The 25,210-nt window shown below is 68.3% G+C and carries 24 protein-coding genes; 17 read left to right on the top strand and 7 right to left on the bottom strand.

Features of this window, described 5'->3' with window-relative positions; translation table 11 throughout:
* Positions 1 to 47 precede the first annotated feature (47 nt).
* The gene (cysD, locus tag J7024_RS05935) at positions 48 to 1,013 is read right to left on the bottom strand and encodes a sulfate adenylyltransferase subunit CysD (protein WP_265096072.1); all 966 of its coding nucleotides are present in this window, start codon (positions 1,011 to 1,013) and stop codon (positions 48 to 50) included.
* Positions 1,014 to 1,156: 143 nt separating this feature from the next.
* Between cysD and J7024_RS05930 the strand changes: the two genes are divergently transcribed.
* The 4 genes from J7024_RS05930 to J7024_RS05915 are packed head-to-tail and all read left to right on the top strand — an operon-like array spanning position 1,157 to position 5,285.
* Positions 1,157 to 2,266 carry a DUF1214 domain-containing protein gene (locus tag J7024_RS05930; protein ID WP_234744854.1) on the top strand — a complete coding sequence of 370 codons (1,110 nt, stop codon included), beginning with the start codon at positions 1,157 to 1,159 and terminating at the stop codon, positions 2,264 to 2,266.
* Entirely contained in the window at positions 2,263 to 3,456 is a 1,194-nt protein-coding gene (locus J7024_RS05925; protein WP_234744853.1) for a sulfotransferase family protein, read from the top strand. The genes J7024_RS05930 and J7024_RS05925 overlap by 4 nt, the downstream gene beginning before the upstream one ends.
* Before the next feature lie 39 nt (positions 3,457 to 3,495).
* Positions 3,496 to 4,287: an SDR family oxidoreductase gene (locus tag J7024_RS05920; RefSeq protein WP_124830701.1), complete on the top strand. Its 792-nt coding sequence runs from the start codon at positions 3,496 to 3,498 to the stop codon at positions 4,285 to 4,287.
* A 17-nt stretch (positions 4,288 to 4,304) separates the two neighbouring features.
* Positions 4,305 to 5,285, top strand: coding sequence for an acetyltransferase (locus J7024_RS05915; protein ID WP_124830700.1), 981 nt, complete (start codon positions 4,305 to 4,307; stop codon positions 5,283 to 5,285).
* 65 nt (positions 5,286 to 5,350) lie between these two features.
* Here J7024_RS05915 and J7024_RS05910 read toward each other — a convergent pair whose 3' ends face one another.
* Positions 5,351 to 5,803 carry a nuclear transport factor 2 family protein gene (locus J7024_RS05910; protein ID WP_124830699.1) on the bottom strand — a complete coding sequence of 151 codons (453 nt, stop codon included), beginning with the start codon at positions 5,801 to 5,803 and terminating at the stop codon, positions 5,351 to 5,353.
* Positions 5,804 to 5,816: 13 nt separating this feature from the next.
* Positions 5,817 to 6,296, bottom strand: coding sequence for an SRPBCC domain-containing protein (locus J7024_RS05905; RefSeq protein ID WP_124830698.1), 480 nt, complete (start codon positions 6,294 to 6,296; stop codon positions 5,817 to 5,819).
* A gap of 347 nt (positions 6,297 to 6,643) precedes the next feature.
* Between J7024_RS05905 and J7024_RS05900 the strand changes: the two genes are divergently transcribed.
* Positions 6,644 to 8,122, top strand: a complete 1,479-nt coding sequence (locus J7024_RS05900) for a cryptochrome/photolyase family protein (protein ID WP_124830697.1) — start codon at positions 6,644 to 6,646, stop codon at positions 8,120 to 8,122.
* Between the two features lie 50 nt (positions 8,123 to 8,172).
* Here the strand turns inward: J7024_RS05900 and J7024_RS37110 are convergent, their stop codons facing one another.
* The 3 genes from J7024_RS37110 to J7024_RS05890 all read right to left on the bottom strand — a co-directional run bounded on the left by J7024_RS37110 (position 8,173) and on the right by J7024_RS05890 (position 10,744).
* Positions 8,173 to 8,295, bottom strand: a complete 123-nt coding sequence (locus tag J7024_RS37110) for a hypothetical protein (RefSeq protein WP_260435143.1) — start codon at positions 8,293 to 8,295, stop codon at positions 8,173 to 8,175.
* The gene (locus J7024_RS05895) at positions 8,286 to 9,518 is read right to left on the bottom strand and encodes an MFS transporter (RefSeq protein WP_234744852.1); all 1,233 of its coding nucleotides are present in this window, start codon (positions 9,516 to 9,518) and stop codon (positions 8,286 to 8,288) included. The genes J7024_RS37110 and J7024_RS05895 overlap by 10 nt, the downstream gene beginning before the upstream one ends.
* A gap of 284 nt (positions 9,519 to 9,802) precedes the next feature.
* A complete protein-coding gene (locus tag J7024_RS05890) occupies positions 9,803 to 10,744 on the bottom strand; it encodes a LysR substrate-binding domain-containing protein (protein ID WP_124830696.1) in 942 nt (313 codons plus the stop codon).
* A 120-nt stretch (positions 10,745 to 10,864) separates the two neighbouring features.
* Here J7024_RS05890 and J7024_RS05885 point away from each other — a divergent pair, with 120 nt between their 5' ends.
* Positions 10,865 to 11,920, top strand: a complete 1,056-nt coding sequence (locus J7024_RS05885) for an alpha/beta hydrolase family protein (protein WP_124830695.1) — start codon at positions 10,865 to 10,867, stop codon at positions 11,918 to 11,920.
* A 172-nt stretch (positions 11,921 to 12,092) separates the two neighbouring features.
* Complete coding sequence (locus J7024_RS05880) at positions 12,093 to 12,845, top strand: 4'-phosphopantetheinyl transferase family protein (RefSeq protein WP_124830694.1); 753 nt, start codon at positions 12,093 to 12,095, stop codon at positions 12,843 to 12,845.
* 21 nt (positions 12,846 to 12,866) lie between these two features.
* Here J7024_RS05880 and J7024_RS05875 read toward each other — a convergent pair whose 3' ends face one another.
* Positions 12,867 to 13,787 (bottom strand): glutamate/aspartate ABC transporter substrate-binding protein, encoded by a 921-nt coding sequence (locus J7024_RS05875; RefSeq protein WP_124830693.1) that lies wholly within the window; start codon positions 13,785 to 13,787, stop codon positions 12,867 to 12,869.
* Positions 13,788 to 14,013: 226 nt separating this feature from the next.
* Between J7024_RS05875 and hutH the strand changes: the two genes are divergently transcribed.
* The 10 genes from hutH to J7024_RS05825 form a co-directional block, all read left to right on the top strand.
* Positions 14,014 to 15,537, top strand: coding sequence for a histidine ammonia-lyase (gene hutH / locus J7024_RS05870; RefSeq protein WP_124830692.1), 1,524 nt, complete (start codon positions 14,014 to 14,016; stop codon positions 15,535 to 15,537).
* 4 nt (positions 15,538 to 15,541) lie between these two features.
* Entirely contained in the window at positions 15,542 to 16,237 is a 696-nt protein-coding gene (gene hutC / locus J7024_RS05865; RefSeq protein ID WP_124830691.1) for a histidine utilization repressor, read from the top strand.
* A gap of 39 nt (positions 16,238 to 16,276) precedes the next feature.
* Positions 16,277 to 17,965, top strand: a complete 1,689-nt coding sequence (gene hutU / locus J7024_RS05860) for a urocanate hydratase (RefSeq protein WP_124830690.1) — start codon at positions 16,277 to 16,279, stop codon at positions 17,963 to 17,965.
* Between the two features lie 2 nt (positions 17,966 to 17,967).
* Positions 17,968 to 18,579 carry a HutD/Ves family protein gene (locus J7024_RS05855; protein ID WP_124830689.1) on the top strand — a complete coding sequence of 204 codons (612 nt, stop codon included), beginning with the start codon at positions 17,968 to 17,970 and terminating at the stop codon, positions 18,577 to 18,579.
* A gap of 4 nt (positions 18,580 to 18,583) precedes the next feature.
* Positions 18,584 to 19,807, top strand: coding sequence for an imidazolonepropionase (gene hutI, locus J7024_RS05850; protein WP_124830688.1), 1,224 nt, complete (start codon positions 18,584 to 18,586; stop codon positions 19,805 to 19,807).
* Positions 19,808 to 19,830: 23 nt separating this feature from the next.
* Positions 19,831 to 21,207 (top strand): formimidoylglutamate deiminase, encoded by a 1,377-nt coding sequence (locus J7024_RS05845; RefSeq protein WP_124830687.1) that lies wholly within the window; start codon positions 19,831 to 19,833, stop codon positions 21,205 to 21,207.
* 60 nt (positions 21,208 to 21,267) lie between these two features.
* A complete protein-coding gene (hutG, locus tag J7024_RS05840) occupies positions 21,268 to 22,065 on the top strand; it encodes an N-formylglutamate deformylase (RefSeq protein WP_175752321.1) in 798 nt (265 codons plus the stop codon).
* A gap of 723 nt (positions 22,066 to 22,788) precedes the next feature.
* The gene (locus J7024_RS05835; RefSeq protein ID WP_175752323.1) at positions 22,789 to 23,595 is read left to right on the top strand and encodes a gamma-glutamyl-gamma-aminobutyrate hydrolase family protein; all 807 of its coding nucleotides are present in this window, start codon (positions 22,789 to 22,791) and stop codon (positions 23,593 to 23,595) included.
* A gap of 12 nt (positions 23,596 to 23,607) precedes the next feature.
* Positions 23,608 to 24,945, top strand: coding sequence for a glutamine synthetase family protein (locus J7024_RS05830; RefSeq protein ID WP_124830683.1), 1,338 nt, complete (start codon positions 23,608 to 23,610; stop codon positions 24,943 to 24,945).
* Positions 24,946 to 24,973: 28 nt separating this feature from the next.
* Positions 24,974 to 25,210: aminotransferase class III-fold pyridoxal phosphate-dependent enzyme (locus tag J7024_RS05825; protein ID WP_234744851.1), on the top strand; the 237-nt coding region annotated here is incomplete at its 3' end.

Genomic DNA, 25,210 nt, shown 5'->3' with positions numbered 1-25,210 from the left:
GGACGCCGGGCGCACGAGCGTGTCGTGTGAGGTGAGAGCGTGTGCCATCAGAAATATCCCTCCTGTTTCTTCTTTTCCATCGAGCCGGCCGAATCGCTGTCGATCAGCCGTCCCTGGCGCTCGGACGTGCGCGTGTCGCGCATCTCCTGCAGGATGTCGTCGAGCGATGCCGCATCGCTGTCGATCGCGCCCGTCAGCGGATAGCAGCCGAGCGTGCGAAAGCGCACCTTGCGCATCTGCGGCACTTCGCCGTCGCGCAGCGGCAGGCGTTCGTCGTCGACCATGATCAGCGCGCCGTCGCGTTCCACGACGGGCCGCTCCTTCGCGAAGTAGAGCGGCACGATCGGAATGTCGTGAAGCTGGATGTACTGCCAGATGTCGAGCTCGGTCCAGTTGGAAATCGGGAATACGCGCAGGCTTTCGCCCTTGCGCTTGCGTGCGTTGTACAGTGACCAGAGTTCGGGCCGCTGACGTTTCGGATCCCAGCGGTGCTGCTCCGAGCGCAGCGACACGATGCGTTCCTTCGCGCGGGATTTCTCTTCGTCGCGGCGCGCACCGCCGAACGCGGCGTCGAAGCCGTAGTGGTCGAGCGCCTGCTTGAGCCCCTGCGTCTTCCACACGTCGGTGTGCACGGCCGAGCCGTGCGTGAACGGATTGATGTCGTTCGACAGGCCGTCGGGATTCACGTGCACGCGCAGGTCGAGGCCGAGGCGCTCGGCTGTCTCGTCGCGAAACGCGATCATCTCGCGGAACTTCCACGTCGTATCGACGTGCAGCAGCGGAAAGGGCGGCTTCGCCGGGTAGAACGCCTTCATCGCGAGATGCAGCATGACCGAGCTGTCCTTGCCGATCGAGTAGAGCATCACCGGGTTTTCGCTTTCGGCGACCACCTCGCGCATGATGTGGATGCTCTCGGCCTCCAGCCGCTCCAAGTGGGTCAACATCGTTCGTCTCCTTGTTTCATGCCGGCGCCGCGCGACATGTGCGGCGTTTCGTGCATGGCACCACGGTATCGAGCACGGGCGGTGCCGCTCTTCGTCCGGGTGGACTAACCTCCGCGCTGCCGGGCAGAGGATCTTTCCTTAGTCCACCCGGACGAAGTGGCGCGCCGGACGCTCGCTTAAGGTGGGCGCTCGACCATCGGCGGAGACGACACATGACGGACGACACACGTGCCACGCAATTGCTTTCGGGCCAGACCTGGACCGATTTCTGTGACACCCTGAAGCGCAGCGGGCAGCAGATCCTGCGCAGCGAGGCGCCAGACGATCCGCTTACGCGGGCGGAAGGTTTCCGCTACCTGAGCCGGCTGATGCGCATCGCGCTCGAAATGCACGTCGAGTTCGCGGACGGCGCGTGGCCCGGCTTCTTCTCGCCGTCGCACGAGACCGCGAAGATCGGTGCCGACAATCCCGACAACCTGTACCAGTACGCACGCATCGACGGCCGCTGCGAATATCGCGTGACGGGGCGGCGCGGCACGGTCGCGTACCTGAGCTTCGGCACGCAGAAGGGCGGATACGAGACCGACGGCAAGATGCTGCAGACGGGCTTTCTCGATGCGAAGCAGCTCGAGGTCGCGGCGGACGGCAGCTTCGAGATCGTGCTGAGCGAGACGCCGCACGCCGGCAACTGGGTACGCATGGAGCCCGGCACGAACGCGCTGCTGGTGCGCCAGACCTTCCTCGACCGGCGCGCGGAGACGCCCGCGCAACTGAAGATCGAGCGCATCGGCGCGCATGAGCGGCCGGCGCCGCTCGATCCGCTCGTGCTGCAAGGCGGCCTCACGCGCGCTGCGCAGTTCGTCGAGCAGACGTCGAAGCTGTTCGCGGACTGGGCCGCGAGCTACGGGGCGCACGTGAACGCGCTGCCGCCCGCGGACCAGGCGCTGTGCCAGTCGGTCGGCGGCGACCCGAACATCTACTACTACCACTCGTGCTGGTCGCTGGCCGAGGACGAAGCGCTCGTGATCGAGGTCGATACGGTGCCGGACTGCGATTTCTGGAACGTGCAGCTCAACAATTACTGGATGGAGTCGCTCGATTACCGGCACTTCGACATCTGCGTGAACAAGCACAGCGCGCGGCTGAATGCCGACGGCGGCGTGACGGTGGTAGTCGCCGCGTCGCGGCCGGGCGACGCGAACTGGCTCGATACGGCCGGGCATCGCACGGGCACGATCTGCTGGCGCTGGGTGGGCGCCGCGCAGCCGGTGCATCCGCGCACGCGCGTCGTGAAGCTCGCCACGCTGAAGGAGGCCGCATGAGCGCGCTGCCCGACCCGATCCGCGCGCAGCTCGACGCCGACGGACTGATCGCCGAGGCCGTGTCGCGCACGGGCGGACTCGCCGCGTTCGGCGACGGCCCGTATCGAGAGGCGCTCGACGAGATGTGCGCATCGCTGATCGACGAAGCGAAGCTGTCCGGACGCGGCGCGCAGATGATGCGCGAGAAGCTCGTCGGCCAGCTCGTGAACCGGCTTGTCGTCGAGGATTACTTCCGTCGTCATCCTGAGATCGCCGACATCGAGATCGACGATCCGCTCGTGATCGTCGGCCTGCCACGTACCGGTACGACGCTGTTGCAACGGCTGCTTGCCGTCGACGCGCGGTTTCATTCGGCCGCATGGTGGGAAACTCGCTATCCGGCGCCGCTCGCCGGCGAGACGCTCGCCGCGCCGACCGTGCGCATTGCGCGTGCGCAGGCGGAAGTCGCGATGATGATCGATTGCATTCCGCAGATCCTGACGATCCATCCGCTCGACGCGATGCTCGCCGACGAAGAATTCATGCTGATGGAGCACTCGTTCGTGTGCGCGATGGATTCGTACGCGAACGTGCCGCGCTACACGGCGTGGCTCGCGAAGCAGGACCTGGCGCCGGTCTATACGTACCTGAAGCGGATGCTGCAGTTCCTGCAGTGGCAGAAGGTGCAGCGCGGCGTCGCGTCGGCCGGGCGCTGGCTCTTGAAGACGCCGCAGCACCTGCACGCGCTCGACGTGCTGTGCCGCGTGTTTCCGCGTGCGCAGATCGTGCTCACGCATCGCGATCCGGCGCAGACGATTCCGTCGATGGCGAGCATGGCGCACACGCTGTGGCAGATGTATGCGGACGACCCGGACCCGCTCGCGGTCGGCGCGCAGTGGAACGCGGGGATGGCGCGCGCGATAAGTGCCGCGATGACCGCGCGCGACGCGCTGCCCGCCGACCGGTTCCTCGACGTGCGTTTCGAGGACACCGTATCGAACCCGCTCGGTGTCGCCGAAGCCGTGTACCGCTTCGCGGGGATGCCGCTCGATGCGGCACAGCGCGCGGCGATGACGGACTGGATGGCGCGCAACGGCCGCGACAAGCGCGCCGCACACGATTATTCGATCGCGCGCTTCGGCTTCACCGACGCGCAGCTTGCGCACGACTTCGCCGCGTATCGCGCGCGGCACCTGCAGGCGGCCGGCTGACGGCACGCCGCGGGACGAACGACAACCAGGAGACAATCCATGTTGCTGAAGGACAAGATCGTCGTGATTTCCGGGATCGGGCCGGGACTCGGTGTGAAGCTCGCGGTCGAGGCGGCGCGCGAGGGCGCGCGCGGCGTGGTCGTCGCGGCACGCACGATGGAAAAGCTCGACGATGCGGAAGCCCGGATCCGCGAGCTGGGCGTCGCGTGCGACGTGCTGAAGGTGCGCACCGACATCGCCGAGCGTGCGCAGTGCCGGCAGCTCGCGACGCAGGCGATGGAGCGTTTCGGCCGGATCGACGCGCTCGTAAACAGCGCGTTCGTACACGGCACGTTTCCGGAGTCGGTCGAGGAGGCCGACCTGGACGGCTGGCGCGCGGTGTTCGACACCAACGTGTTCGGGACGATGACGCTCACGCAGGAGGTCGTGCCGCACATGAAGCGGCAGAAGCGCGGCGCGATCGTGATGATCAACACGCAGGCGACCCGCAAGCCATTTGCAGGGGAATCGGGCTACGCTGTGTCGAAGGGCGCGCTCGCGGTTGCGGCAAAATACCTGGCGCGCGAGCTCGGCGTACACGGCATCCGCGCGAACAGCATCCACATGGGCTGGATGTGGGGGGTGCCGACGCAGACGTATTTCCGGCAGGCCGCGGCCGAATACGGGATGACGGAAGACGAGATCATCGCGCCGATCGCGTCGAACATCGCGCTCGCGAAGCTGCCGACCGACGACGATTGCGCGCGCGCGGCGCTGTTCCTTGCGTCGGATTACGCGAACGCGGTGACCGGTGCGACGCTCGATGCGAACGGCGGCGATTTCATGCCCTGAGGAGGGAGTATCGGATCATGCAGGAAAACCATCAGGGACGGCATTTCTTCGCGTTCAACGGCGACGCGGATGGCCTGTGCGCGCTGCAGCAGCTGCGGCTCGTGGAAGGGGCGCCAGGCACGCTCGTGACGGGCGTGAAGCGCGACATCAGGCTGCTCGAGCGGATCGACGCGCGCGCGGGCGATCGCGTGACCGTGCTCGACGTGTCGCACGACCAGAATCGCGACGCGTGCGCACGGCTGCTGCGCGACGGCGTGGCGGTCCGCTATTTCGATCATCACTTCGCGGGCGATCTGCCGGGCGATGCGCATTTCGACGCGTATATCGACACGGCGGCCGACGTCTGTACGAGCGCGCTCGTGAACCGCTATCTCGACGGCCGGCACGTGCGCTGGGCGATCGTCGCGACGTTCGGCGACGAATTGCCGGCGCTCGGCGACGCGCTGGCGCGCGAGCACGGGATCGACGAAGCCGAGCGGCGCACGCTTGCCGAGCTCGGGCTTTATCTGAACTACAACGCATACGGCGAGTGCGTCGGCGATCTGCATTTCGATCCTGCCGTGCTTGCCGACGCGATGCTGCCATGCGTCGATCCGCTCGATTTCGTGCGCGGCACGCCGGTATTCGCCGCGCTGCGCGACGGCTACCGCGACGACATGGCGCTGGCGTGCGCGCTTGCACCGCTGCGCGACGTGCCGGGCGCGACGCTGATCAGGATGCCGGATCATCCGTGGGCGCGGCGCGCGACGGGCATGCTCGCGAACGAGCGGATGCGCAACGCGCCGCATGCGGCGCTCGCGGTGCTGTCGCCGCGTGCGCAGGGCGGGTTGGTCGTCAGCGTGCGCGTGCCCGACGGCCGGCCGCTCGGCGCCGACGAATTCTGCCGCGGGTTCCCGACCGGCGGCGGACGCAAGCGCGCGGGCGGCATCAACCATTTGCCGGAAACCGAGTTCGACACGTTCGCCGCGCGTTTCGAAGCGGCGTTCCGTCTCGACTGACCCGAGGGCCCGGGCCGCGTGCCGTGCAGCGATGCCACGGCGCGCGCGTCATGCGGCGTGCGGGTTCAACCGGTCGCGTCCGCCAGCACGGCCGGCACGTTGTGGCCGTAGCAACGTTCCTCGACACGCTCGGCGATGCGCCAGCCCCGGGCCGTACGCACGAACCGGTCGACGTACCAGAGCCCTAAAAACATCATCTGCGTGCCGCCGTCCGGCAGCACGACTTCCATCGGATTGAAGCAGATCGTGCGGCCGCGCGCGATGTCGCCGTCGAGCGTGATCGATGTGTTAGCCACCATGTGCTGGTACTGCGGAAACCGCGGCAGCACGGTGCGCAGCCACGCCTTCACGTCCGGATACGCGCCGGCGATGCCGCCCATCGCGCGATAGTCGATTGCGGCGTCGCGCGTGAACACGGCATCGAGCGCATCGAAGTCGCGCGAGTCGATCGCGCTCGAATACGCGACGATCAGCTCGCGGATGTCGTGATGATCGGAAAGGGTCTGCAAATCGGGCATCGATCGTACTCCGTCACGCGCGCTTGCGCCGGCGTGCCGCATGCAGTGCTTCCGCACGCTGCTTCACGTCGCGCGCGCACTGGTCGAACCCCTGTTTCACCCAGCCACCGTGCTCGCGCATGATCGTTTCCGCATTGATGCCGAGGAACTGGTCGGTCGTGAAGTAGCGGCAGCGTTCGGCGCCGTCGGCTTCGACGTATTGATCGCGGCGCGCGGCGTCCTTGTTGTCGTCGGTCGGACGCTGTTCCCATGACAGCAGGCGTTCGGACTCGCACGCGACGAGGATCTCGTTGACCGGAATCACCGTGTCCGTGCCCGGAATGCGCACCTGCATGTACACGAAGTCGCCGATCCGGCCGGTCGTTTCGAGGCCGACGCAGAACGTGTTCCATTCGCCGTAGCGCGGGAAATCGGTCAGCACTTCCCAGACGACGGAAGCGGGCGCGTCGATGTCGACGGTGATCGAGGTGACGAGGTTGGCTGGTTTGGTCATTGCGGGTATCGGATGAAATTGAGGGGCGGGCGGGACCGCGGGTGCGCGCCGTAGTCGCCGGCACGTGCGGGCATGGCGGATGCGCCGTGCGGTGCGCGGAACCCGTCGGCGGCCGGCGCGCGGCGCGCATCGCGGCGAACCCGACATCGAGCGTAGGCCGGTGCATGCGGGGAGGAATCGTCGGAATGGACTAAGGCGTTTCACCGGGCCGGCGATTCGGCGATTGGACGGTGGCATCGTCGGTCAGCGGCGCCTGGGCGCGCGAGGCATGCAATCCGGACATCGACATCGCCCGACCCTGCCGCGACAATACGGGTCACGTTTCCGTTTCCTGCCGCGAGGTGCCTGTGCCAGCCAAGTCGTTCGTTGCCCCGGCGATCGTGTGGTTCCGCGACGATCTGCGCGTGACCGATCAGCCCGCGCTGACGCGCGCGGTCGCGTCGGGCCGGCCGCTCGTGTGCGTGTTCGTCGACGATACGGGCGAAGGCGCGGGGCGTGTACCTGGCGGTGCGGCGCGCTGGTGGCTGCACGGGTCGCTCGCCGCGCTCGACGCAGCGCTCGCGCGTCATGGCGGCCGCCTGCTGCTGTTGCGCGGCGATGCGCAGCGCGAGATCGAGCGCGTCGTGCACGACACGGGTGCGGCGGCCGTGTACTGGAACCGCCGCTATGCGCAGCCGCAGCGCGATGCCGATGCGGCGTTGAAGGCATTGCTGAAGGCGCGCGGCCTCGATGTCGAAAGCAGCAACGGCAGCCTGTTGAACGAGCCGTGGGAAGTGCTGACGGGCGCGGGCACGCCGTTCCAGGTGTTCACCGCGTACTGGCGCGCGGTGCGGCGCGATCGTCCGGTGGCGGTGCCGCTGCCGGAGCCGGAGCGAATCGTGTTTCATCCGTGGCCGACCGGTGTACGCGAACGTGCGCTGGCGCTCGATGCGCTCGCGTTGCGTCCATACGCGCCGGACTGGGCGGGCGGCCTGCGCGACGCGTGGCCGGCGCCCGACGAAGGCGGCGCGCACGCGCGGCTCGACGCGTTCGCGGACGCGTCGCTGGCCGGCTATGCCGACACGCGCGATCGGCCCGACCAGCCCGCGACGAGCCGGCTGTCGCCGTACCTGCGCTTCGGCAACGTGTCGCCGCGCCAGGTGTGGCATGCGGTGCAGGGCGCCGCGCAGGCGGGCGGCGCGGCGTGCGCGGCCGGCGCCGAGAAATTCCTGAGCGAGCTTGGCTGGCGCGAATTCAGCCACGTGCTGCTCTATCACTTCCCGGCGCTCGCGACCGACAACTTCCGCGCGCAGTTCGACGCGATGCCGTGGCGCGACGATCCCGCCGCGCTTCGCGCCTGGCAGCGCGGCCTGACCGGCTATCCGCTCGTCGATGCGGGCATGCGCGAGCTGTGGACGACCGGCTGGATGCACAACCGCGTGCGGATGGTCGTCGCGTCATTCCTCGTCAAGCATCTGCTGATCGACTGGCGGGCCGGCGAGCGCTGGTTTTACGACACGCTCGTCGACGCGGACCCCGCGAACAATCCGGCGAACTGGCAATGGGTGGCCGGCTGCGGCGCCGACGCCGCGCCGTATTTCCGCATCTTCAATCCGGTGACGCAGGGCCGGAAGTTCGACCCGCAGGGCGCATACGTGCGCCGCTGGGTGCCGGAACTCGCGGGCCTCGACGCGGCGGCGATCCACGCGCCCTGGGCGGCGTCGCCGGAGCAGCTCGCGGCGGCTAGCGTGCGGCTCGACGTCGACTATCCGGCGCCGATCGTCGATCACGACGGCGCGCGCCGTCGCGCGCTCGATGCGCTGGCCACGTTGCCGAAGCGTCGTTAGCGGCGCGTTGCGCCGCCGATCGTCCTTGGCGGGCGGCACGGCTCGCCGCGTCACTCGCAGAACGCCGCGCGCTCGAGCAGCGCAAGCGCGACACCCGAACCGAAGTAGGTCGCGCCGCACCACGCGACGAACGCGAGCACGCCGGCGGCGAGCACCGTGCGGATCAGGCCCATGCGGCCTTGCCCGGTGCCGGGCGTGCGACGCGGGCGTCGTCGATCGGCAGGTGCAGCAGCGCCGCCAGCACGCCGAGCCCGATCGAGCCGATCCACAGCGGCAGGTACGAATGCGTCGCGTCGTACACGAGCGCGCCGAGCCACACGCCGAAGAAGCTGCCGAGCTGGTGGCCGAAGAACACGAAGCCGAACAGCGTCGCGATGTAGCGCACGCCGAACACCTGCGAGATCACGCCGTTGGTCAGCGGCACCGTGCCGAGCCACGTGAAGCCCATCACGGCAGCGAACACGTAGACGCTCGCGGGCGACAGCGGCGCCGCGACGAACGCGGTCATCGTCAGCGCGCGCACGAGATACAGCACCGACAGCACGTACTTGCGCCGCAACAGGCCGCCGAGATGGCCGCATGCATAGGTGCCGGCCACGTTGGTCAGCGCGATCAGCGCGAGCGCGATGCTGGCATGGCGCGCCGGCAGGCCGTGATCGAGCAGATAGGCGGGCAGATGGGTCGCGATGAACGCGAGCTGGAATCCGCATGCGAAGAAACCGGCGTTCAGCAGCCAGAAGCCGCGATGCGCGAACGCTTCGCGCACGGCCGCGCCGATCGACTGGTCGGGGCTGTCCGCATGGCCGGCGGTCTGCGCGGGCCGGTCGTGCACGAACGCGGCGAGCGGCGCGAGCAAGGCCGCGACGAGCGCCAGCGCGACGAACGCATGCTGCCAGCCGATGCCGCCGATCAGCACCTGTGCGACCGGCACCATGCAGAACTGGCCGAGCCCGCCGATCGCACCGGCGACGCCGAGCGCCCAGCCGCGCTGGTCGGGCGGAAACAGGCGGCTCAGCGCGCCGTAGATCGACGCGAAGGCCGAACCCGACAGCGCGATGCCGATCACGAGCCCCGCGCCGACCGTGAACGCGCCGGTCGATGCCGCCAGCGCCATCATGACGAGCCCGGCCGTGTACAGCAGCATGCCGGCCACGATCACGCGTAGCGACCCGAAGCGGTCCGCGATCATCCCCGTGAACGGCTGCGCGATTCCCCAGATCAGGTTCTGCAGCGCGAGCGCGAGGCCGAACGCCTCGCGCGACCAGCCGTGGCCGAGCGTGACGGGGGCGAGAAACAGTCCCTGCACGTGGCGGATGCCGAGCGCGGCGCCCATGATCAGGCCGCCGGCGAGCACCGGCAGCCAGCGGCGCCGGACGTCTTTTTCGATCGGGGTCATGCGTGTCTCCGGATGAATGCGTGCGGCGCGACGGCCGCGTTCGATCCGATTAGACGATCCGGTCGCGATGTCGCTCAAGCGATCATTCGGTCGGGTTCGCATGCGTGGGGGGAATGCGACGGGACTGGCAGCGATGCCGGATGGAGCGGGGCCGCTGAGGTGCGCGTATCGGGACGACGGCGGCGGCGGAACCGGCGCGCGTCCGGATCGCTTGCCGAGACCGATCCAGCCTGCAAGTCGCGCCGGCGTCACCGTCCGGCCTGATGCGGAAAATCGCGTCCGACTTATGGCTGCGGCGCGTCGTACACGTGCATCGCCGCATCGCACGCAACGGCTTCCGCGACGATCCAGTCGCACACGTCGGCGACTTCGCGCCGCGGGGCCGGATCATGCCGGAACAGCCAGTAGCCGTATGCATCCGACATTGCCTGCGAGTGCGGGCCGAGCACCGCGAGCCGCCCGTCCGCGAGCATCGGCGCGACGAGCGCGAGCCGTCCGAGCGCAACGCCCTGGCCGGCGATCGCGGCCTGGATCACCTGGTCGTACTGGTTGAAGCGCAGCACGCCCTTCGGGCGCGCATCGCCGAGCCCGGCCGCGTGCAGATGCGCGCGCCACTGCAGTTGCGTTTGCGGCGGCCCGTCGAATTCGAGCAGCACGTGATCGGCGATCGCGGCCGCGTCGGTGACGGGCCGTGCGGCGAGCGCCGGGTGCGCGACCGGCATCACGATCTCGTCGAACAGCCGCAGTGCGCCGGCCGGCGCGCGGTCGCGCGGGCAGTAGCGGATCCCCAGGTCGATGCCTTCCGCTCGCAAATCGAGTACCTTGTCGTTCGCGGCGACACGCAAGTCGATGTCGGGCAGGCGCGCCTGCAGGCGCCCGAGTCGCGGCAGCAGCCACAGCGCGGTGACGCCGATGCTGGCGGTGATCGTGACGGGCTGACGCTCGCGCACGGCGGCGAGCGATGCGACGGTGTCCTGCAGGTTGAGCAATGCCGCATCCGCGGCGCGGAACAGCCGTTCGCCTTCCGGCGTGAACGCGATCTTGCGATAGCCGCGCTGCAGCAGCGCGACGCCGAGATGCGCCTCGAGCGCGTGCACCTGGCGGCTGACCGCCGATTGCGTGACGCACAGATCCTGCGCGGCGAGCGTGATGCTCATGCGGCGGCCGACGGCGACGAAGCCGCGCACGAGGTCCAGAGACGGGAGACGGACGAGCGGCGTTGACATGCGTTTGGCTCATGCGAACGGAGCAGCAAGATTGGTTGAGAACGCGGGGCGCGTCAAGTTCAATGGAGGCTGGCCGACGATCGCGGGCGCCGGGTCATGCGGGGCGGCACAGGAGACAGGATGACGATTTCGAACGAAGCAGGCGGTACCGTGCAGGACGCGCGTCCGACGGAGCGCGTGGCCGGTGCGTTGCCGCCCGAGCCTGTGAGGCTGAGCGCGGCCGACGGCTACACGCTGCGCGGCTACGTGTGGCGGCATCGCGGGGGCGGCGGGGCCGCGCGGCCCGTGACGGTCGTCAATTGCGCGACCTCGGTACGTTGCGACTATTACTTCCGCTTCGCGGCGTGGCTGTTCGCGCAGGGGCGCGACGTGCTCGTGTACGACTATCGCGGGATCGGCGGATCGCGCCCCGCGCAACTCGCGAAGCTGCGCGCGAACTGGCTCGACTGGGGGCGGCTCGATTGCGAGGCCGCGCTGCGCTACGCGCTCGATGCGTTTCCCGGCCAGCCGCTCGACGTCGTCGCGCACAGCATCGGCGGGTGTGTGCTCGGGCTCGCGGCGTCGAACGCGCATGTGCGTCATGCCGTGACCGTCGGCGCGCAATATGCGTACTGGCGCGACTATCGCCCGGAAGAGCGGCGGCGCATGTGGTGGAAGTGGCACGTCGCGATGCCGGCGCTCGCGGCCGTGTTCGGCTACGTGCCCGCGAAACGGCTCGGCTGGATGGAAGATACGCCGCGCGGCGTCGCGCTGTCGTGGGTGCGATCGCAGCCGCGCTTTGAGGATACCTACACGCACGGCCTGCTCGCCGAAAGCGCCGCGAGCCGCGCGGCGTTGCCGGACCGTTTCGCGCGGCTGTCGGCGCCGATGCTCGCGATCGGTCTCGACGACGACGGGTTCGGCACCGTCGATGCGATCGAGCGGCTGGTCGGCTACTACACGGGCAGCGACGTCACGCACCTGCGGATCGCACCGCGCGATATCGGCGTCGACGCGATCGGCCACTTCGCGTTCTTCCACAGCCGCTTCACCGACACGCTGTGGCCGGTCGCGCTGTACTGGCTGCAGCACGGCGCGCTGCCGGCCGACGCGCCGGGCAGCATTCACGCGCGCCATCCGGCGCAACGTGCGCGCCGGGCGGCAAGCGGCGTGCCGGGCGTCGTCGCGAACGGGTGAGCGTGCACGGCGCGCGGCCGTGCGCGGCTCGTCGATGAAGAAGGTGAGGGCGGTGACGGAGGCATGCACGGTCCCGCCGCGCATGCACTCGATCGCACCGCATCGGCTCCCGATCGACGCGATCGATTAACATCGGACGTTTCGTTCTACTGCCACTGGCTGCTGCATGCCGATGTCCATTCCGTCCGATTCCGGTTTCCCTGCCGACGCGCCCCGCGCGTGGCGCCTGCGCATGCTCGACGTGCCGCCGGCCGCGTTACGCGCCGGCGTGCAGGTCGCGCGCATCGATTTCGATTGGCACGTGCCGCTCGCGTCGCCCGCGTATGCGGCACTGAGCGATGCCGAGCGCGCGCGCGCCGGACGGTACTTCAGGCACAAGGATGCGGTACGCAGCGCCGGCACGCGTGCCGCGCTGCGCGACGTGCTGGGTGCCGCGCTCGGCGTTGCGCCGAACCGCATCGCGATTGTCGTCGACGCATCGGGACGTCCGTCGCTGGACCCGGCGTATCGCACGTCGCTCGATTTCAACGTATCGCACGCGGGCGATCATGCGCTGATCGCATGGGCGGCTGCTGCACGCGTCGGCGTCGACATCGAATGCTGCGACCGGCCGACCGACTGGCGTGCGCTGACGAGCGAAGTGTGCGCTCCCGCCGAGGCCGCGTATTTCGACGGTCTGCCGCCCGCTGCCCGCGCGGACGCGTTCATGCGCGTGTGGTCCGCGAAGGAGGCGCTGCTGAAGGCGCTCGGCACCGGCATCGTCGGCGGGCTGCGTGCGTTCGCGGTGGTGCCGCCGCGCGATGCGGCGACACCGGCGACGACGATCGTCGAGCCGGCCGCGCCGGCCGCCGGCGTGGCCGCGTTCGACGCGGGCTGGCTCGATGCCGCGCCCGGCTACGCGGCGTGCGTCGCGTGGACGCGCTGAGCGGCCGTCCACCCGCGGCCGTTACTCGAGCGGTGCGTCGTTCGGCGCCGCATAGCGCGCCTTGATCACGTCGCTCATCGGGAAGTCGAACGCGAGCCCCTTCGGCGGCACCGGCTTGATGAACCACTTGTCGTACAGCGCGTTGATCTCGCCGCTCTTCATCAGCTGCACGAGCGCGCCGTCCACGAGCGCCTTGAACTGCGGATCGTCCTTGCGCAACATGAACCCGTACGCTTCCGACGATTGCGGCGTGCCGACGATCGCCCAGTCGGCCGGTTTCGCCGCGAGCTGGCGCACCCCGGCGAGCAGCACGTCGTCCATCATGTAAGCGGCCGCGCGGCCCGATTCGAGCGTGAGGCGTCCTTCGCCGTAATCCTTCGCGCTGATGATCTGCATGTTCATCTTCTTTTCCTCGTTCATCTTGCGCAGCAGGCGCTCGGACGTCGTGCCCTGGTTCGTCGCGACCGTCTTGCCGGCGAGATCGGGGAAGTCGCGGATGCCCGAATTCGTGCGTGTGAGCAGGCGCGTGGTCGCGACGAAGAAGGTGGTCGAGAACGCGACCTGGGCGTGCCGTGCGGCGAGGTTGGTGGTCACCCCGCATTCGAGATCGACGGTGCCGTTCTGCACGAGCGGGATACGGTTCTGCGACGTGACCGGGATGAAGCGCACCTGCAGGTCGGGCTTGCCGGTGCGCGCCTTCACGGCGGCGATCACGCGATCGCACAGGTCCTGCGAGAAACCGATGACCTTGCCGCTCGTGTCGACATAGGAGAACGGCACCGACGTCTCGCGATGGCCGATCGAGATCAGGTTGTTCTGCCGGATCTTTTCCAGCGTGCCGGACAGCGGCTCGGCTGCGACCGACGCGCCGCACGCGAGCGCGCACGCGGCGACGAGCAGGCTGCGGCCAAAAAGGGCGGTCAACCGGGGCGGGATGTTCATGACGAGTCTCCGTAGGCGGATTGCAGGCGAGTGAGGATTCGTATGTTGCCAAAAACAAAATAATTGCAACATATGTTAAACGCGAATGGCGTCAGGCCGGCCTGGCGGGCCGCGCCGGACATCAGGGAAACTCCCAAGTCGAAATCGTGAAAAACGGGGTTGTCTAGACAAGTTCCGATGGCTAAACTGCAAGCCATCCCGAACTTGTCTAGACAGGATTGCTCACATGATTACGTTGACCCCCGGCCACCTGACCCTCCCGCAACTGCGCAAGATCGCTCGCGAATCCGTGCAGCTCACGCTCGACCCGGCGAGCTTCGCGAAGATCGACGCCGGCGCGAAGGCCGTCGCCGACATCGCCGCGAAGGGCGAGCCGGCATACGGCATCAACACGGGCTTCGGCCGCCTGGCCAGCACGCACATCCCGCACGACCAGCTCGAGCTGCTGCAGAAGAACCTGGTGCTGTCCCACGCCGTCGGCGTGGGCGAGCCGATGGCGCGCTCGTCGGTGCGCCTGCTGATGGCGCTGAAGCTGTCGAGCCTCGGCCGCGGCCACTCGGGTATCCGTCGCGAAGTGATGGACGCGCTGATCACGCTGTTCAACGCCGACGTGCTGCCGCTGATCCCGGTGAAGGGCTCGGTCGGCGCATCGGGCGATCTCGCGCCGCTCGCGCACATGTCGGCCGTGCTGCTCGGCGTCGGTGAAGTGTTCATCCGCGGCGAGCGCGCCAGCGCGCTCGACGGTCTGCGTGTCGCTGGCCTCGCGCCGCTGACGCTGCAGGCGAAGGAAGGCCTCGCGCTGCTGAACGGCACGCAGGCATCGACCGCACTGGCGCTCGACAACATGTTCGCGATTGAAGACCTGTACCGCACCGCGCTCGTCGCCGGTGCGCTGTCGGTCGACGCGGCAGCCGGCTCGGTGAAGCCGTTCGACGCACGCATCCACGAACTGCGCGGCCATCGAGGCCAGATCGATGCGGCAGCGGCGTACCGCGACCTGCTCGAAGGCTCGCCGATCAACCAGTCGCATCGCGACTGCGACAAGGTGCAGGATCCGTACAGCCTGCGCTGCCAGCCGCAGGTGATGGGGGCGTGTCTGGACCAGATGCGTCACGCGGCCGCCGTGCTGCTCGTCGAAGCGAACGCCGTGTCGGACAACCCGCTGATCTTCCCGGATACCGGCGAAGTGCTGTCGGGCGGCAACTTCCACGCTGAACCCGTTGCGTTCGCGGCCGACAACCTCGCGCTCGCCGCCTCGGAAATCGGCGCGCTGGCCGAACGCCGCATCGCGCTGCTGATCGATGCGACGCTGTCGGGCCTGCCCCCGTTCCTCGTGAAGGACGGCGGCGTGAACTCGGGCTTCATGATCGCCCACGTGACGGCTGCCGCACTGGCATCGGAAAACAAGACGCTCGCCCATCCCGCCTCGGTCGACTCGCTGCCGACCTCGGCGAACCAGGAAGACCACGTGTCGATGGCGACGTTCGCCGCGCGCAAGCTCGCCGACATCGCGGACAACACGAAGCACATCCTCGCGATCGAACTGCTGGCCGCGGCCCAGGGTGTCGACCTGCGCGCGCCATATCACACGAGCCCGAAGCTCGCGCCGGTGATGGAGACGATCCGCGGCAAGGTTGCGCACTACGAACTCGACCACTACTTCGCACCGGACATCGCCGCGATCGCGAAGCTCGTCGGCGAGCGCGCGTTCGCGAAGGTCGCGCCGTTCTCGTTCGCATCGGAACAGTAAGCCCATGAGTGCGCCGGTCTACCAGGAGATCAAGGATTTCATCCTGGGCCGCATTCACGCCGGCGAGTGGGCGGAGGGCGACCAGGTGCCCTCCGAGAACGAACTGGCCCGCGAGTTCAAGGTCGCGCGCATGACCGTCAACCGCGCGTTGCGCGAGTTGACGGCCGAGCAGGTGCTGACGCGCATGAAGGGCGCCGGCACCTACGTCGCGCGGCCGAAGTACGAGTCGACGCTGGTTGCGATCCGCAGCATTTCGGAGGAGGTCGGCGCGCGCGGGCATGCGTATCACGCCAGCGTGCTGGGCCTCGAGACGATCCGCGCCGACGAGGCGCTCGCCGACGAGATGCAGGTGGCCGTGCGCGCGAAGCTGTTTCATTCGCAGGTGTTGCACTTCGAGAACGACGAACCCGTCCAGCTCGAAGAACGGTGGGTGAATCCGGCGGTCGCGCCGGATTATGCCGAGCAGGATTTCACGAATACGACGCCGAACCTGTACCTGATGCGCGCGGCACCGCTGCAGCGCGTCGAGTACCGGATCGAAGCGGCGGCTCCGGCGCCCGAGCGGCGCGAGCAGTTGCGGATGGACGACGTCGAACCGTGTCTGGTTTTACATCGGCGTACCTGGTCGCAGGGCGTCGTCGCCTCGGTGGCGAATTTGTGGCATCCCGGCAGCCGTTATCGCTTCACCGGGCATTTCTGATTCCTTATTGATATTCACTTTCCCTCGGGAGCAGTCGTCATGAACCATCCGAAACACATCGATCCCCGTCTCGATCCGACGCGCACGATCCGCGCACCGCGCGGCAGCGAGAAGGTCTGCAAGACCTGGCTGGCCGAAGCGGCCTACCGGATGATCCAGAACAACCTCGACGCGGAAGTCGCAGAGCACCCGCACGCACTCGTCGTGTACGGCGGGATCGGCCGCGCGGCGCGCAACTGGGAGTGCTACGACCAGATCCTCGCGTCGCTGAAGGATCTCGAAGAGAACGAAACGCTGCTGATTCAGTCGGGCAAGCCGGTCGGCGTGTTCCGCACGCACAAGGATGCGCCGCGCGTGCTGCTCGCGAACTCGAACCTCGTGCCGCACTGGGCGACCTGGGATCACTTCCACGAACTCGACCGCAAGGGCCTGATGATGTACGGTCAGATGACGGCCGGCAGCTGGATCTACATCGGTAGCCAGGGCATCGTGCAGGGCACCTATGAAACGTTCTTCTCGGTCGCGAACCAGCACTTCAACGGCGATCCGTCCGGCCGCTGGATCCTGACGGGCGGTCTCGGCGGCATGGGCGGCGCGCAGCCGCTGGCAGCGACGATGGCCGGCTTCTCGATGATCGCGGTCGAATGCGACGAGACGCGCATCGACTTCCGTCTGAAGACGCGCTACGTCGACAAGAAGGCGACGACGCTCGACGAGGCGCTCGGCATGATCGAGGAAGCGAAGCGCACCGGCAAGCCGGTGTCGGTCGGTCTGCTCGGCAACGCGGCCGACGTGTTCCCGGAACTCGTCAAGCGCGGCATCACGCCGGATTGCGTGACCGACCAGACGAGCGCGCACGACCCGATCAACGGCTACCTGCCGCAAGGCTGGACCGTCGCGCAATGGCGCGAGGCGCAGAAGGTCGATCCGCAGAGCATCGTGAAGGTCGCGAAGCAGTCGATGGCCGTCCAGGTGCAGGCGATGCTGGATCTGCAGGAGCGTGGCGCGGCGACGCTCGACTACGGCAACAACATCCGCCAGATGGCGCTGGAAATGGGCGTCGAGAACGCGTTCGACTTCCCGGGCTTCGTGCCGGCGTACATCCGCCCGCTGTTCTGCGAAGGCAAGGGTCCGTTCCGCTGGGTCGCGCTGTCGGGCGATCCGGAAGACATCTACAAGACCGACCAGAAGGTGAAGGAGCTGATCCCCGACGATCCGCACCTGCACAACTGGCTCGACATGGCACGCGAGCGCATCGCGTTCCAGGGCCTGCCGGCACGCATCTGCTGGGTTGGCGTGAAGGATCGCTATCGCCTCGGCCAGGCGTTCAACGAGATGGTGAAGAACGGCGAACTGAAGGCCCCGATCGTGATCGGCCGCGACCACCTCGACACGGGTTCGGTCGCGAGCCCGAACCGCGAGACGGAATCGATGAAGGACGGTTCGGACGCCGTGAGCGACTGGCCGCTGCTGAACGCACTGCTGAACACCGCAGGCGGCGCATCGTGGGTGTCGCTGCACCATGGCGGCGGCGTCGGCATGGGCTTTTCGCAGCACTCGGGCGTCGTGATCGTCGCCGATGGCACCGCCGATGCGCACGAGCGTCTCGGTCGCGTGCTGCTGAACGATCCGGCGACGGGCGTGATGCGCCATGCGGATGCCGGCTACGAACTCGCGCAGCAGACGGCCCGCGAAGCCGGCCTGAAGTTGCCGATGCTCGGCCGCTGAGCATGACGGCGCTCGACCAGGCGCCGGTGAACGCGACGATGATCCGCGCGGCGGATCTCGTCGCGTCGCCGTGGAAGAACGGCGGCGGCGTGACGCGCGAAATCGGCGCGTTCCCACCGGGCGCCGCGCTCGATACGTTCGCATGGCGCGTGAGCGTCGCTGACGTCGGCGCGGCCGGGCCGTTCTCGCGTTTCGACGGCATCGACCGCACGCTCGTGCTGCTGTCCGGCGCGGGCATGACGCTCGCGGAAGCGGGCGGTGTGAAGCACGTGCTCGACGTGCCGCTCGCGCGCGCGGATTTCGCGGGCGAAGCGGCGATCGACGCGACGCTGCACGACGGCGCGACGCGCGACTTCAACCTGATGACGCGCCGTTCGGCTGCGCGCGGGTCGGTCGACGTGTGGCCCGAAGGCACACACCGTGTCGAGCGTGCCGATACCGTGCTGCTGTTTTGCGCGACCGGTGCGGTCGGCGTCGAGATCGACGGCGCGCACTACGCGCTGCAAGAAATGGACACGCTGCGGCTCGACGAGCCGCGGCGTGCGCTTGACGTCGTCGTGAGCGGAGGCGGCGCGCTGCTCGTCGTGTCGCTCACCGTCGGCGAACGAGACTGAACGCATGAAACCGACTGTCTGGCATCACCTGAGGCTGTGTCCGCACGGCCATCCCGACGAGACGATCGACGACGCGGCGATGGCCGTCGACGAAACCGGTACGATCGCGTGGCTCGGTGCGCTCTCCGCGCTGCCGCACGGTTATGCGCACTGGCAGCGCGAGGATTTGCACGGCGCGTGGGTGACGCCGGGCCTCGTCGACTGCCACACGCACCTCGTGTACGGCGGCACGCGCGCCGACGAGTTCGCGCAGCGCCTCGCGGGCGTCAGCTACGAGGAGATCGCGCGGCAGGGCGGCGGGATCGTATCGACGGTGCGCGCGACGCGCGCGGCCGACGAGACGACGCTGTTCGTGCAGGCCGCCGCACGCCTGCAGCCGCTGCTCGCCGAAGGCGTGACCGCGATCGAGATCAAGTCGGGCTACGGGCTCGACCTCGCGAGCGAACGCAAGATGCTGCGCGTCGCGCGCCAGCTGGGCGAGCGCTTCCCGGTCGCGGTCTACACCACGTTCCTCGGCGCGCACGCGCTGCCGCCGGAATATGCGGGCCGCGCGGACGAATACATCGACGAAGTGTGCGAACGCATGCTGCCGGCGCTGGCCGACGAAGGGCTCGTCGACGCGGTCGACGTGTTCTGCGAACGCATCGGCTTTTCGCTCGCGCAAACCGAGCGCGTATTCGAGGCCGCGACGCGGCGCGGCTTGCCGGTGAAGCTGCATGCGGAACAGCTGTCGAACGCGGGTGGCACCGCACTGGCCGCGCGTTACCGCGCGCTGTCCGCCGATCACCTTGAATTTCTCGACGAAGCCGGCATCGAGGCCATGAAGGCGGCCGGCACGGTCGCCGTGCTGTTGCCCGGCGCGTACTACTTCATCCGCGAAACGCAATTGCCGCCGATCGACCTGCTGCGCAAGCACGGTGTGCCGATCGCGCTCGCGACCGATCACAATCCCGGCACGTCACCGCTCGAATCGCTGCTGCTGACGATGAACATGGGCTGCACGCTGTTCCGCATGACGGTGCCCGAGGTACTGCAGGGCGTGACGGGCCATGCGGCCGCGGCGCTCGGCCGCGCGGATCGCCATGGCGTGCTCGAAGCCGGTCGCCAGGCAGACTTCGCGGTCTGGTCGGCCGGCTCGCTGTCGGAGCTCGCTTACTGGATCGGCCGACCGCTGTGCGAGCAGGTCGTGCGCGGCGGTACGACCGTGTTTCGCCGAACGAACGGCTAGCCCTGGACGAATCGAGACTGACGATGACCGAAATGACGTTGTTCGCGGATCACGCATACCTTCCCGATGGCTGGCGCCGCAACGTGCTGCTGCGCTGGGACGCGGCCGGCACGCTGACCGGCGTGACGCCCGACACCGACGCGCCGGCAGGCGTCGCGCGCGCGGCCGGGCCGGTGCTGCCCGGCATGCCGAACCTGCATTCGCACGCGTTCCAGCGCGCGATGGCGGGGCTCACCGAATACCGCGCGAATCCCGCCGACAGTTTCTGGAGCTGGCGCGACCTGATGTACCGCTTCGCGCTGAAGATCACGCCCGATGCACTCGCGGCGATCGCGCGCTGGCTGTACGTCGAGATGCTCAAGTGCGGCTACACGTCGGTGTGCGAGTTCCACTACGTGCACCACACGCAGGACGGCTCGCGCTATCCGCAGATCGCGGAACTCGGCACGCGCGTGATCGACGCGGCGCGCTCGGCCGGCATCGGCATCACGATGCTGCCGGTGTCGTACCAGTTCGCCGGCTTCGGCAACAAGCCGCCGCGTGACGACCAGCGCCGCTTCATTAACACGCCGGACGGGCTGCTCGAGCTGCTCGATGCGATGCGCCGAGTCGCGCCCGAGCATGGCGGGCTGCGCTACGGCGTCGCGCCGCACTCGCTGCGCGCGGTGTCCCAGAACGGGCTGCGCGCGCTGCTCGAAGGCTTGCCCGACGACGCGCCGGTGCACATCCATATCGCCGAGCAGACGGCCGAAGTGGACGACTGCGTGCGCGCCTACGGCGCACGTCCCGTGCAATGGCTGCTCGATCGCTTCGACGTCGATGCGCGCTGGTGCCTCGTGCACGCGACGCACGTCGATGCGGCCGAAACGGCGGCGCTCGCGAAGCGCCGTGCGGTGGCGGGCCTGTGCCTGACGACCGAAGCGAACCTCGGCGACGGCGTGTTCCCGGCCGTCGACTATCTCGCACAGGGCGGCGTGATCGGCGTCGGTTCCGACAGCCATGCGTCGGTTGATTGGCGCTCGGAGCTGCGCCTGCTCGAATACGGGCAGCGGCTCGTGCATCGCGCGCGCAACGTGCTGGCGAGCGACACGCAGGCGCATGTCGCTGACCGTCTGTTCGATGCGTCGCTCGCGGGCGGTGCGCAGGCAAGCGGGCGGCGCATCGGCGCGCTGCGCGAAGGCGCTCGCGCCGACTGGCTCGTGCTCGATCCCGATCATCCGGCGATCGCCGAACACGACAGCGCGTCCTGGTTGTCGGGCGCGGTGTTCGCCGAGCACGGCGACACGCCGGTGCGCGACGTCTACACGGGCGGCGAGTGCGTCGTGAGCGGCCGCCGCCATCGCGACGAAGCCGTTGCGTACGCCGACTATCGCGCCGCGCTGGCGCAACTGCTGCGCTGAACGTGCAACATCCGGCGTACGCCGTCCGCGTGCGCCGGCAGACTTTTACGGTGAAGCGACATGACTGAACAACCGGCTGTATTCACGCTGAAGCAGGGCACGCTGCCGCTGCTGATCTCGATTCCGCACGCTGGCACGCATATTCCCGACGACATTGCCGCGACGATGACGCCCGACGCGCGCTTCGTCGACGATTGCGACTGGCATCTCGAGCGGCTGTACGGGTTCGCGGCGAAGCTCGGCGCATCGATCCTCGTGCCGTCGCACGCGCGTTACGTCGTCGACCTGAACCGTCCGCCCGACAACGAGAACCTGTATCCGGGGCAGGACACGACCGGGCTCGTGCCGGTCGACACGTTCGACAAGGTGCCGCTGTATCTGGCGAACGCGCTGCCCGGCAACGACGAGATCATGCGCCGTCGCGATCGCTACTGGCGTCCGTATCACGACGCGCTGCAAGGCGAGATCGCGCGCCTGAAGCGCGAGTACGGGCGCGTGCTCGTGTGGGAAGCGCATTCGATCCGCTCGCATGTGCCGCGTTTCTTCGACGGGCGCCTGCCGGACTTCAACTTCGGCACGTCGAGCGGCGCGAGCGCGGCGCCCGGCCTGGCCGAGGCGCTGGCTGCGTGCGTGAGCGCGCATGGCGGCTATACGGCCGTCGCGAACGGGCGCTTCAAGGGCGGCTACATCACGCGTCACTACGGCGTGCCCGAGACCGGCGTCGAAGCCGTGCAGCTCGAACTGTCGCAGATCACGTACATGGAAGAGGTGCGTCCGTACACATACGACGAAGCGCGCGCCGCGCAAATCGTGCCGCTGCTGCAGACGCTCGTCGAAACCGCGCTCGCGCATCGTTGAGCCATCGGCACGCGTGCGGCGGCGCGAGGCAGCCTCGCGGCGTGTCCCGCCGGCGCAGGCTGCACGCGCCGACGCAGCGCACAAAACGGCATCGACCCGCCCGGTCGATGCCGTTTTTTTTCGTCTGATCGATGTCGGATTCGACACCTGAAAATTTGACGCAATTTTCAGGTGATATAAGCTGAATGTCAGGAAGTCGTCGCGCACACACTGGTGCAGACGGCGTCGATCATCGCCGTACCGTGCCGGAATCCGTTGCGAGACATCTTGCCGACGTGTCGCCGTGCGGCATTGCCGCTCCCGTTTCATCGCGACACGTGTCCTGCCTTCATCAGTCAGTCGAGTACGATCGTGAAAGCCGCCAGCCCTACGATACGTCGGACCCGAAGTCCGTCGGCGGGCGCGCCGCATCAAGCCGGGCCCATCCGGCCTGCAGATCGCGGCACGCGCACCGCCCTTCCATGCGAGCCTCGTTTCTTCGCTGTGTTCCATCGCGGCCTGCGCCGCTTCAACCTCGTGACCGCGTACGTGTTCAGTGCCGTGCAGTGCGACGGCAGCGCGTCGTTGTTACCCTAGCGTCGTTTCACGCTTGCGCTTCGGGCCGCACCGCACGTTGCCGTACCGATCGCACGGCAGCATCGCGCATGGGCGCGTGCCGCGCCGGCGCGGGTTTTCCTCGTCCTGCGCGCAGGCATACGTCGCGCGCTTACCGCGGAGGCGACGATGCGCGCGCGCCCGATCGTAGCCGTCACCGCCGATCGCATCATGCGCGGCGCCCATCCGAACCACACGGCAGGCGAGAAGTACCTCGTCGCGCTCGTCGACGGCGCCGGCGCGCTGGCGTTCGTGCTGCCCGCGCTCGGCGCGCGGCAGCCCGCCGATGCGATCGTCGCGTCGATCGACGGGCTGCTGCTGACCGGCAGCTATTCGAACGTCGAGCCGCATCATTACGGCGGTCCGGCCAGCACGCCCGACACGCTGCACGATCCCGCGCGCGATGCGACCGCGTTGCCGCTTATCCGCGCGTCGATCGACGCGGGCGTGCCCGTGCTCGCGATCTGCCGCGGCATGCAGGAGCTGAACGTCGCCTATGGCGGCACGCTGCATCAGCGGCTGCATGCGAGCCCGGGTTTCGACGATCACCGCGAGGGCATGGGCGCCCCCCTCGAGCGGCAGTACGGCCCCGCACACCGTGTGCAGCTTGCGCCGGGCGGGCTGTTGCAACGCGTGGCGCGCGGTGCGCACGACGCGATGGTCAATTCGCTGCACGACCAGGGCATCGCGCGGCTCGGTGCGGGCCTCGCGATCGAGGCGAGCGCCCCCGATGGCCTGATCGAGGCCGTCAGCGTGCGCGGCGCGCGCGCGTTCGTGCTCGGCGTGCAGTGGCATCCCGAATGGCGTTTCGCGGAGCAACCGCTGTCGCGCGACATCTTCGCGGCATTCGGTGCGGCGTGCCGCGCGCGCATGACGCATCGCATTCATGCGGCAGGCGGCGCCATGCCGTCGCCGGCCGCATCCGACATCGACTGAACGAGGCCGATCATGCAACCCGAACTGAGCGAGTTCCTGCGTCAGCACCGCATCACGGAAGTCGAGGCGATCATTCCCGACATGGCGGGCATCGCGCGCGGCAAGATCATTCCGCGCAACAAATTCGAGTCTGGCGAATCGATGCGCCTGCCGCAGGCCGTGATGGTGCAGACCGTCACCGGCGACTATCCGGAGGACGGCACGCTGACCGGCGTGACCGATCCCGACATGGTGTGCGTGCCCGATCCGTCGACGATCTGCCTGATCCCGTGGGCCGTCGATCCGACCGCGCAGGTGATTCACGATTGCGTGCACTTCGACGGCTCGCCCGTCGAAATCTCGCCGCGCTACGTGCTGCGCCGCGTGCTGGATCTGTACAAGGCGAAGGGCTGGAGGCCGGTGGTCGCGCCCGAGCTCGAGTTCTACCTGGTCGACATGAACGCCGATCCCGATTTGCCGTTGCGTCCGCCGATCGGGCGCACTGGCCGTGCGGAAACCGGCCGCCAGTCGTATTCGATCGAGGCCGTCAACGAATTCGATCCGCTGTTCGAGGACATCTACGAATACTGCGAGATGCAGGGCCTCGATATCGAGACGCTGATTCACGAAGTCGGCGCCGCGCAGATGGAGATCAATTTCGTGCATGGCGACGCGCTGTCGCTGGCCGACCAGGTGTTCCTGTTCAAGCGCACGGTGCGCGAGGCGGCGCTGCGTCACAACATGTACGCGACGTTTATGGCCAAGCCGATGGAAAACGAGCCGGGCTCCGCGATGCATATCCACCAGAGCCTGGCCGATGCACGCACGGGGCATAACCTGTTCGCCGACGAAGGCGGTGCCGTGTCGCCGATGTTCCACAGCTATCTCGCGGGGCTGCAGAAATACACGCCCGCGCTGATGCCGATCTTCGCGCCGTACATCAACTCGTACCGCCGGCTGTCGCGCTTCATGGCCGCGCCGATCAACGTGCAGTGGGGCTACGACAACCGTACGGTCGGTTTTCGCATCCCGCAGTCGGCGCCGGTCGCGCGGCGCATCGAGAACCGGATTCCGGGTGTCGACTGCAATCCGTATCTGGCGTTCGCGGCGACGCTCGCCGCCGGCTATCTCGGCCTCACGCAGAACCTCGCACCCACCGAGCCGATCGCGTCGGACGGCTACGACCTGCCGTATCAGTTGCCGCGCAATCTGGAGGAGGGCATCTCGCTGATGGCAGCGTGCACGCCGCTCGCCGGCATTCTCGGCGACAAGTTCGTGAAGGCGTATCTGGCGTTGAAGGATACCGAGTACGAAGCGTTCTTCCGCGTGATCAGTTCGTGGGAGCGCAGGCATCTTTTGCTGCACGTATGAGCGTGCCGCATCGTCTTGCGGAGGGAACATGACCGAACGAAACGAATCCGTCGCCGCTCGGCCGACCGCCGAATACCGCGCGCTCGACGCCGCGCATCACATCCACCCGTTTTCCGACATGGGTGCGCTGAACCGCGCGGGCAGCCGCGTGATCGTGAAGGCCGACGGCGTCTACCTGTGGGACTCGGACGGCAACAAGGTGATCGACGGGATGGCCGGCCTCTGGTGCGTGAACGTCGGCTACGGCCGCAAGGAACTGGCCGAT

Origin of the sequence: Burkholderia sp. WTPI3, from assembly GCF_021483755.1 — a bacterium.
In the GTDB taxonomy this organism is placed as follows: Bacteria; Pseudomonadota; Gammaproteobacteria; order Burkholderiales; family Burkholderiaceae; genus Burkholderia.
This window is presented reverse-complemented; position numbering and strand designations above follow the sequence as displayed.

Excerpts from the sequence above, each read along its gene's own strand:
- J7024_RS05920 (WP_124830701.1), top strand. The coding sequence starts at position 3,496 with ATGTTGCTGAAGGACAAGATCGTCGTGATTTCCGGGATCGGGCCGGGA.
- J7024_RS05895 (WP_234744852.1), bottom strand. The coding sequence starts at position 9,518 with ATGACCCCGATCGAAAAAGACGTCCGGCGCCGCTGGCTGCCGGTGCTC.
- hutU (WP_124830690.1), top strand. The coding sequence starts at position 16,277 with ATGAACCATCCGAAACACATCGATCCCCGTCTCGATCCGACGCGCACG.
- J7024_RS05925 (WP_234744853.1), top strand. The coding sequence starts at position 2,263 with ATGAGCGCGCTGCCCGACCCGATCCGCGCGCAGCTCGACGCCGACGGA.
- hutH (WP_124830692.1), top strand. The coding sequence starts at position 14,014 with ATGATTACGTTGACCCCCGGCCACCTGACCCTCCCGCAACTGCGCAAG.
- J7024_RS05885 (WP_124830695.1), top strand. The coding sequence starts at position 10,865 with ATGACGATTTCGAACGAAGCAGGCGGTACCGTGCAGGACGCGCGTCCG.
- hutI (WP_124830688.1), top strand. The coding sequence starts at position 18,584 with ATGAAACCGACTGTCTGGCATCACCTGAGGCTGTGTCCGCACGGCCAT.
- J7024_RS05845 (WP_124830687.1), top strand. The coding sequence starts at position 19,831 with ATGACCGAAATGACGTTGTTCGCGGATCACGCATACCTTCCCGATGGC.
- J7024_RS05880 (WP_124830694.1), top strand. The coding sequence starts at position 12,093 with ATGTCCATTCCGTCCGATTCCGGTTTCCCTGCCGACGCGCCCCGCGCG.
- J7024_RS05915 (WP_124830700.1), top strand. The coding sequence starts at position 4,305 with ATGCAGGAAAACCATCAGGGACGGCATTTCTTCGCGTTCAACGGCGAC.
- J7024_RS05910 (WP_124830699.1), bottom strand. The coding sequence starts at position 5,803 with ATGCCCGATTTGCAGACCCTTTCCGATCATCACGACATCCGCGAGCTG.
- J7024_RS05875 (WP_124830693.1), bottom strand. The coding sequence starts at position 13,787 with ATGAACATCCCGCCCCGGTTGACCGCCCTTTTTGGCCGCAGCCTGCTC.
- J7024_RS05830 (WP_124830683.1), top strand. The coding sequence starts at position 23,608 with ATGCAACCCGAACTGAGCGAGTTCCTGCGTCAGCACCGCATCACGGAA.
- J7024_RS37110 (WP_260435143.1), bottom strand. The coding sequence starts at position 8,295 with ATGGGCCTGATCCGCACGGTGCTCGCCGCCGGCGTGCTCGCGTTCGTC.
- hutC (WP_124830691.1), top strand. The coding sequence starts at position 15,542 with ATGAGTGCGCCGGTCTACCAGGAGATCAAGGATTTCATCCTGGGCCGC.
- J7024_RS05905 (WP_124830698.1), bottom strand. The coding sequence starts at position 6,296 with ATGACCAAACCAGCCAACCTCGTCACCTCGATCACCGTCGACATCGAC.
- hutG (WP_175752321.1), top strand. The coding sequence starts at position 21,268 with ATGACTGAACAACCGGCTGTATTCACGCTGAAGCAGGGCACGCTGCCG.
- J7024_RS05855 (WP_124830689.1), top strand. The coding sequence starts at position 17,968 with ATGACGGCGCTCGACCAGGCGCCGGTGAACGCGACGATGATCCGCGCG.
- J7024_RS05835 (WP_175752323.1), top strand. The coding sequence starts at position 22,789 with ATGCGCGCGCGCCCGATCGTAGCCGTCACCGCCGATCGCATCATGCGC.
- J7024_RS05930 (WP_234744854.1), top strand. The coding sequence starts at position 1,157 with ATGACGGACGACACACGTGCCACGCAATTGCTTTCGGGCCAGACCTGG.
- J7024_RS05890 (WP_124830696.1), bottom strand. The coding sequence starts at position 10,744 with ATGTCAACGCCGCTCGTCCGTCTCCCGTCTCTGGACCTCGTGCGCGGC.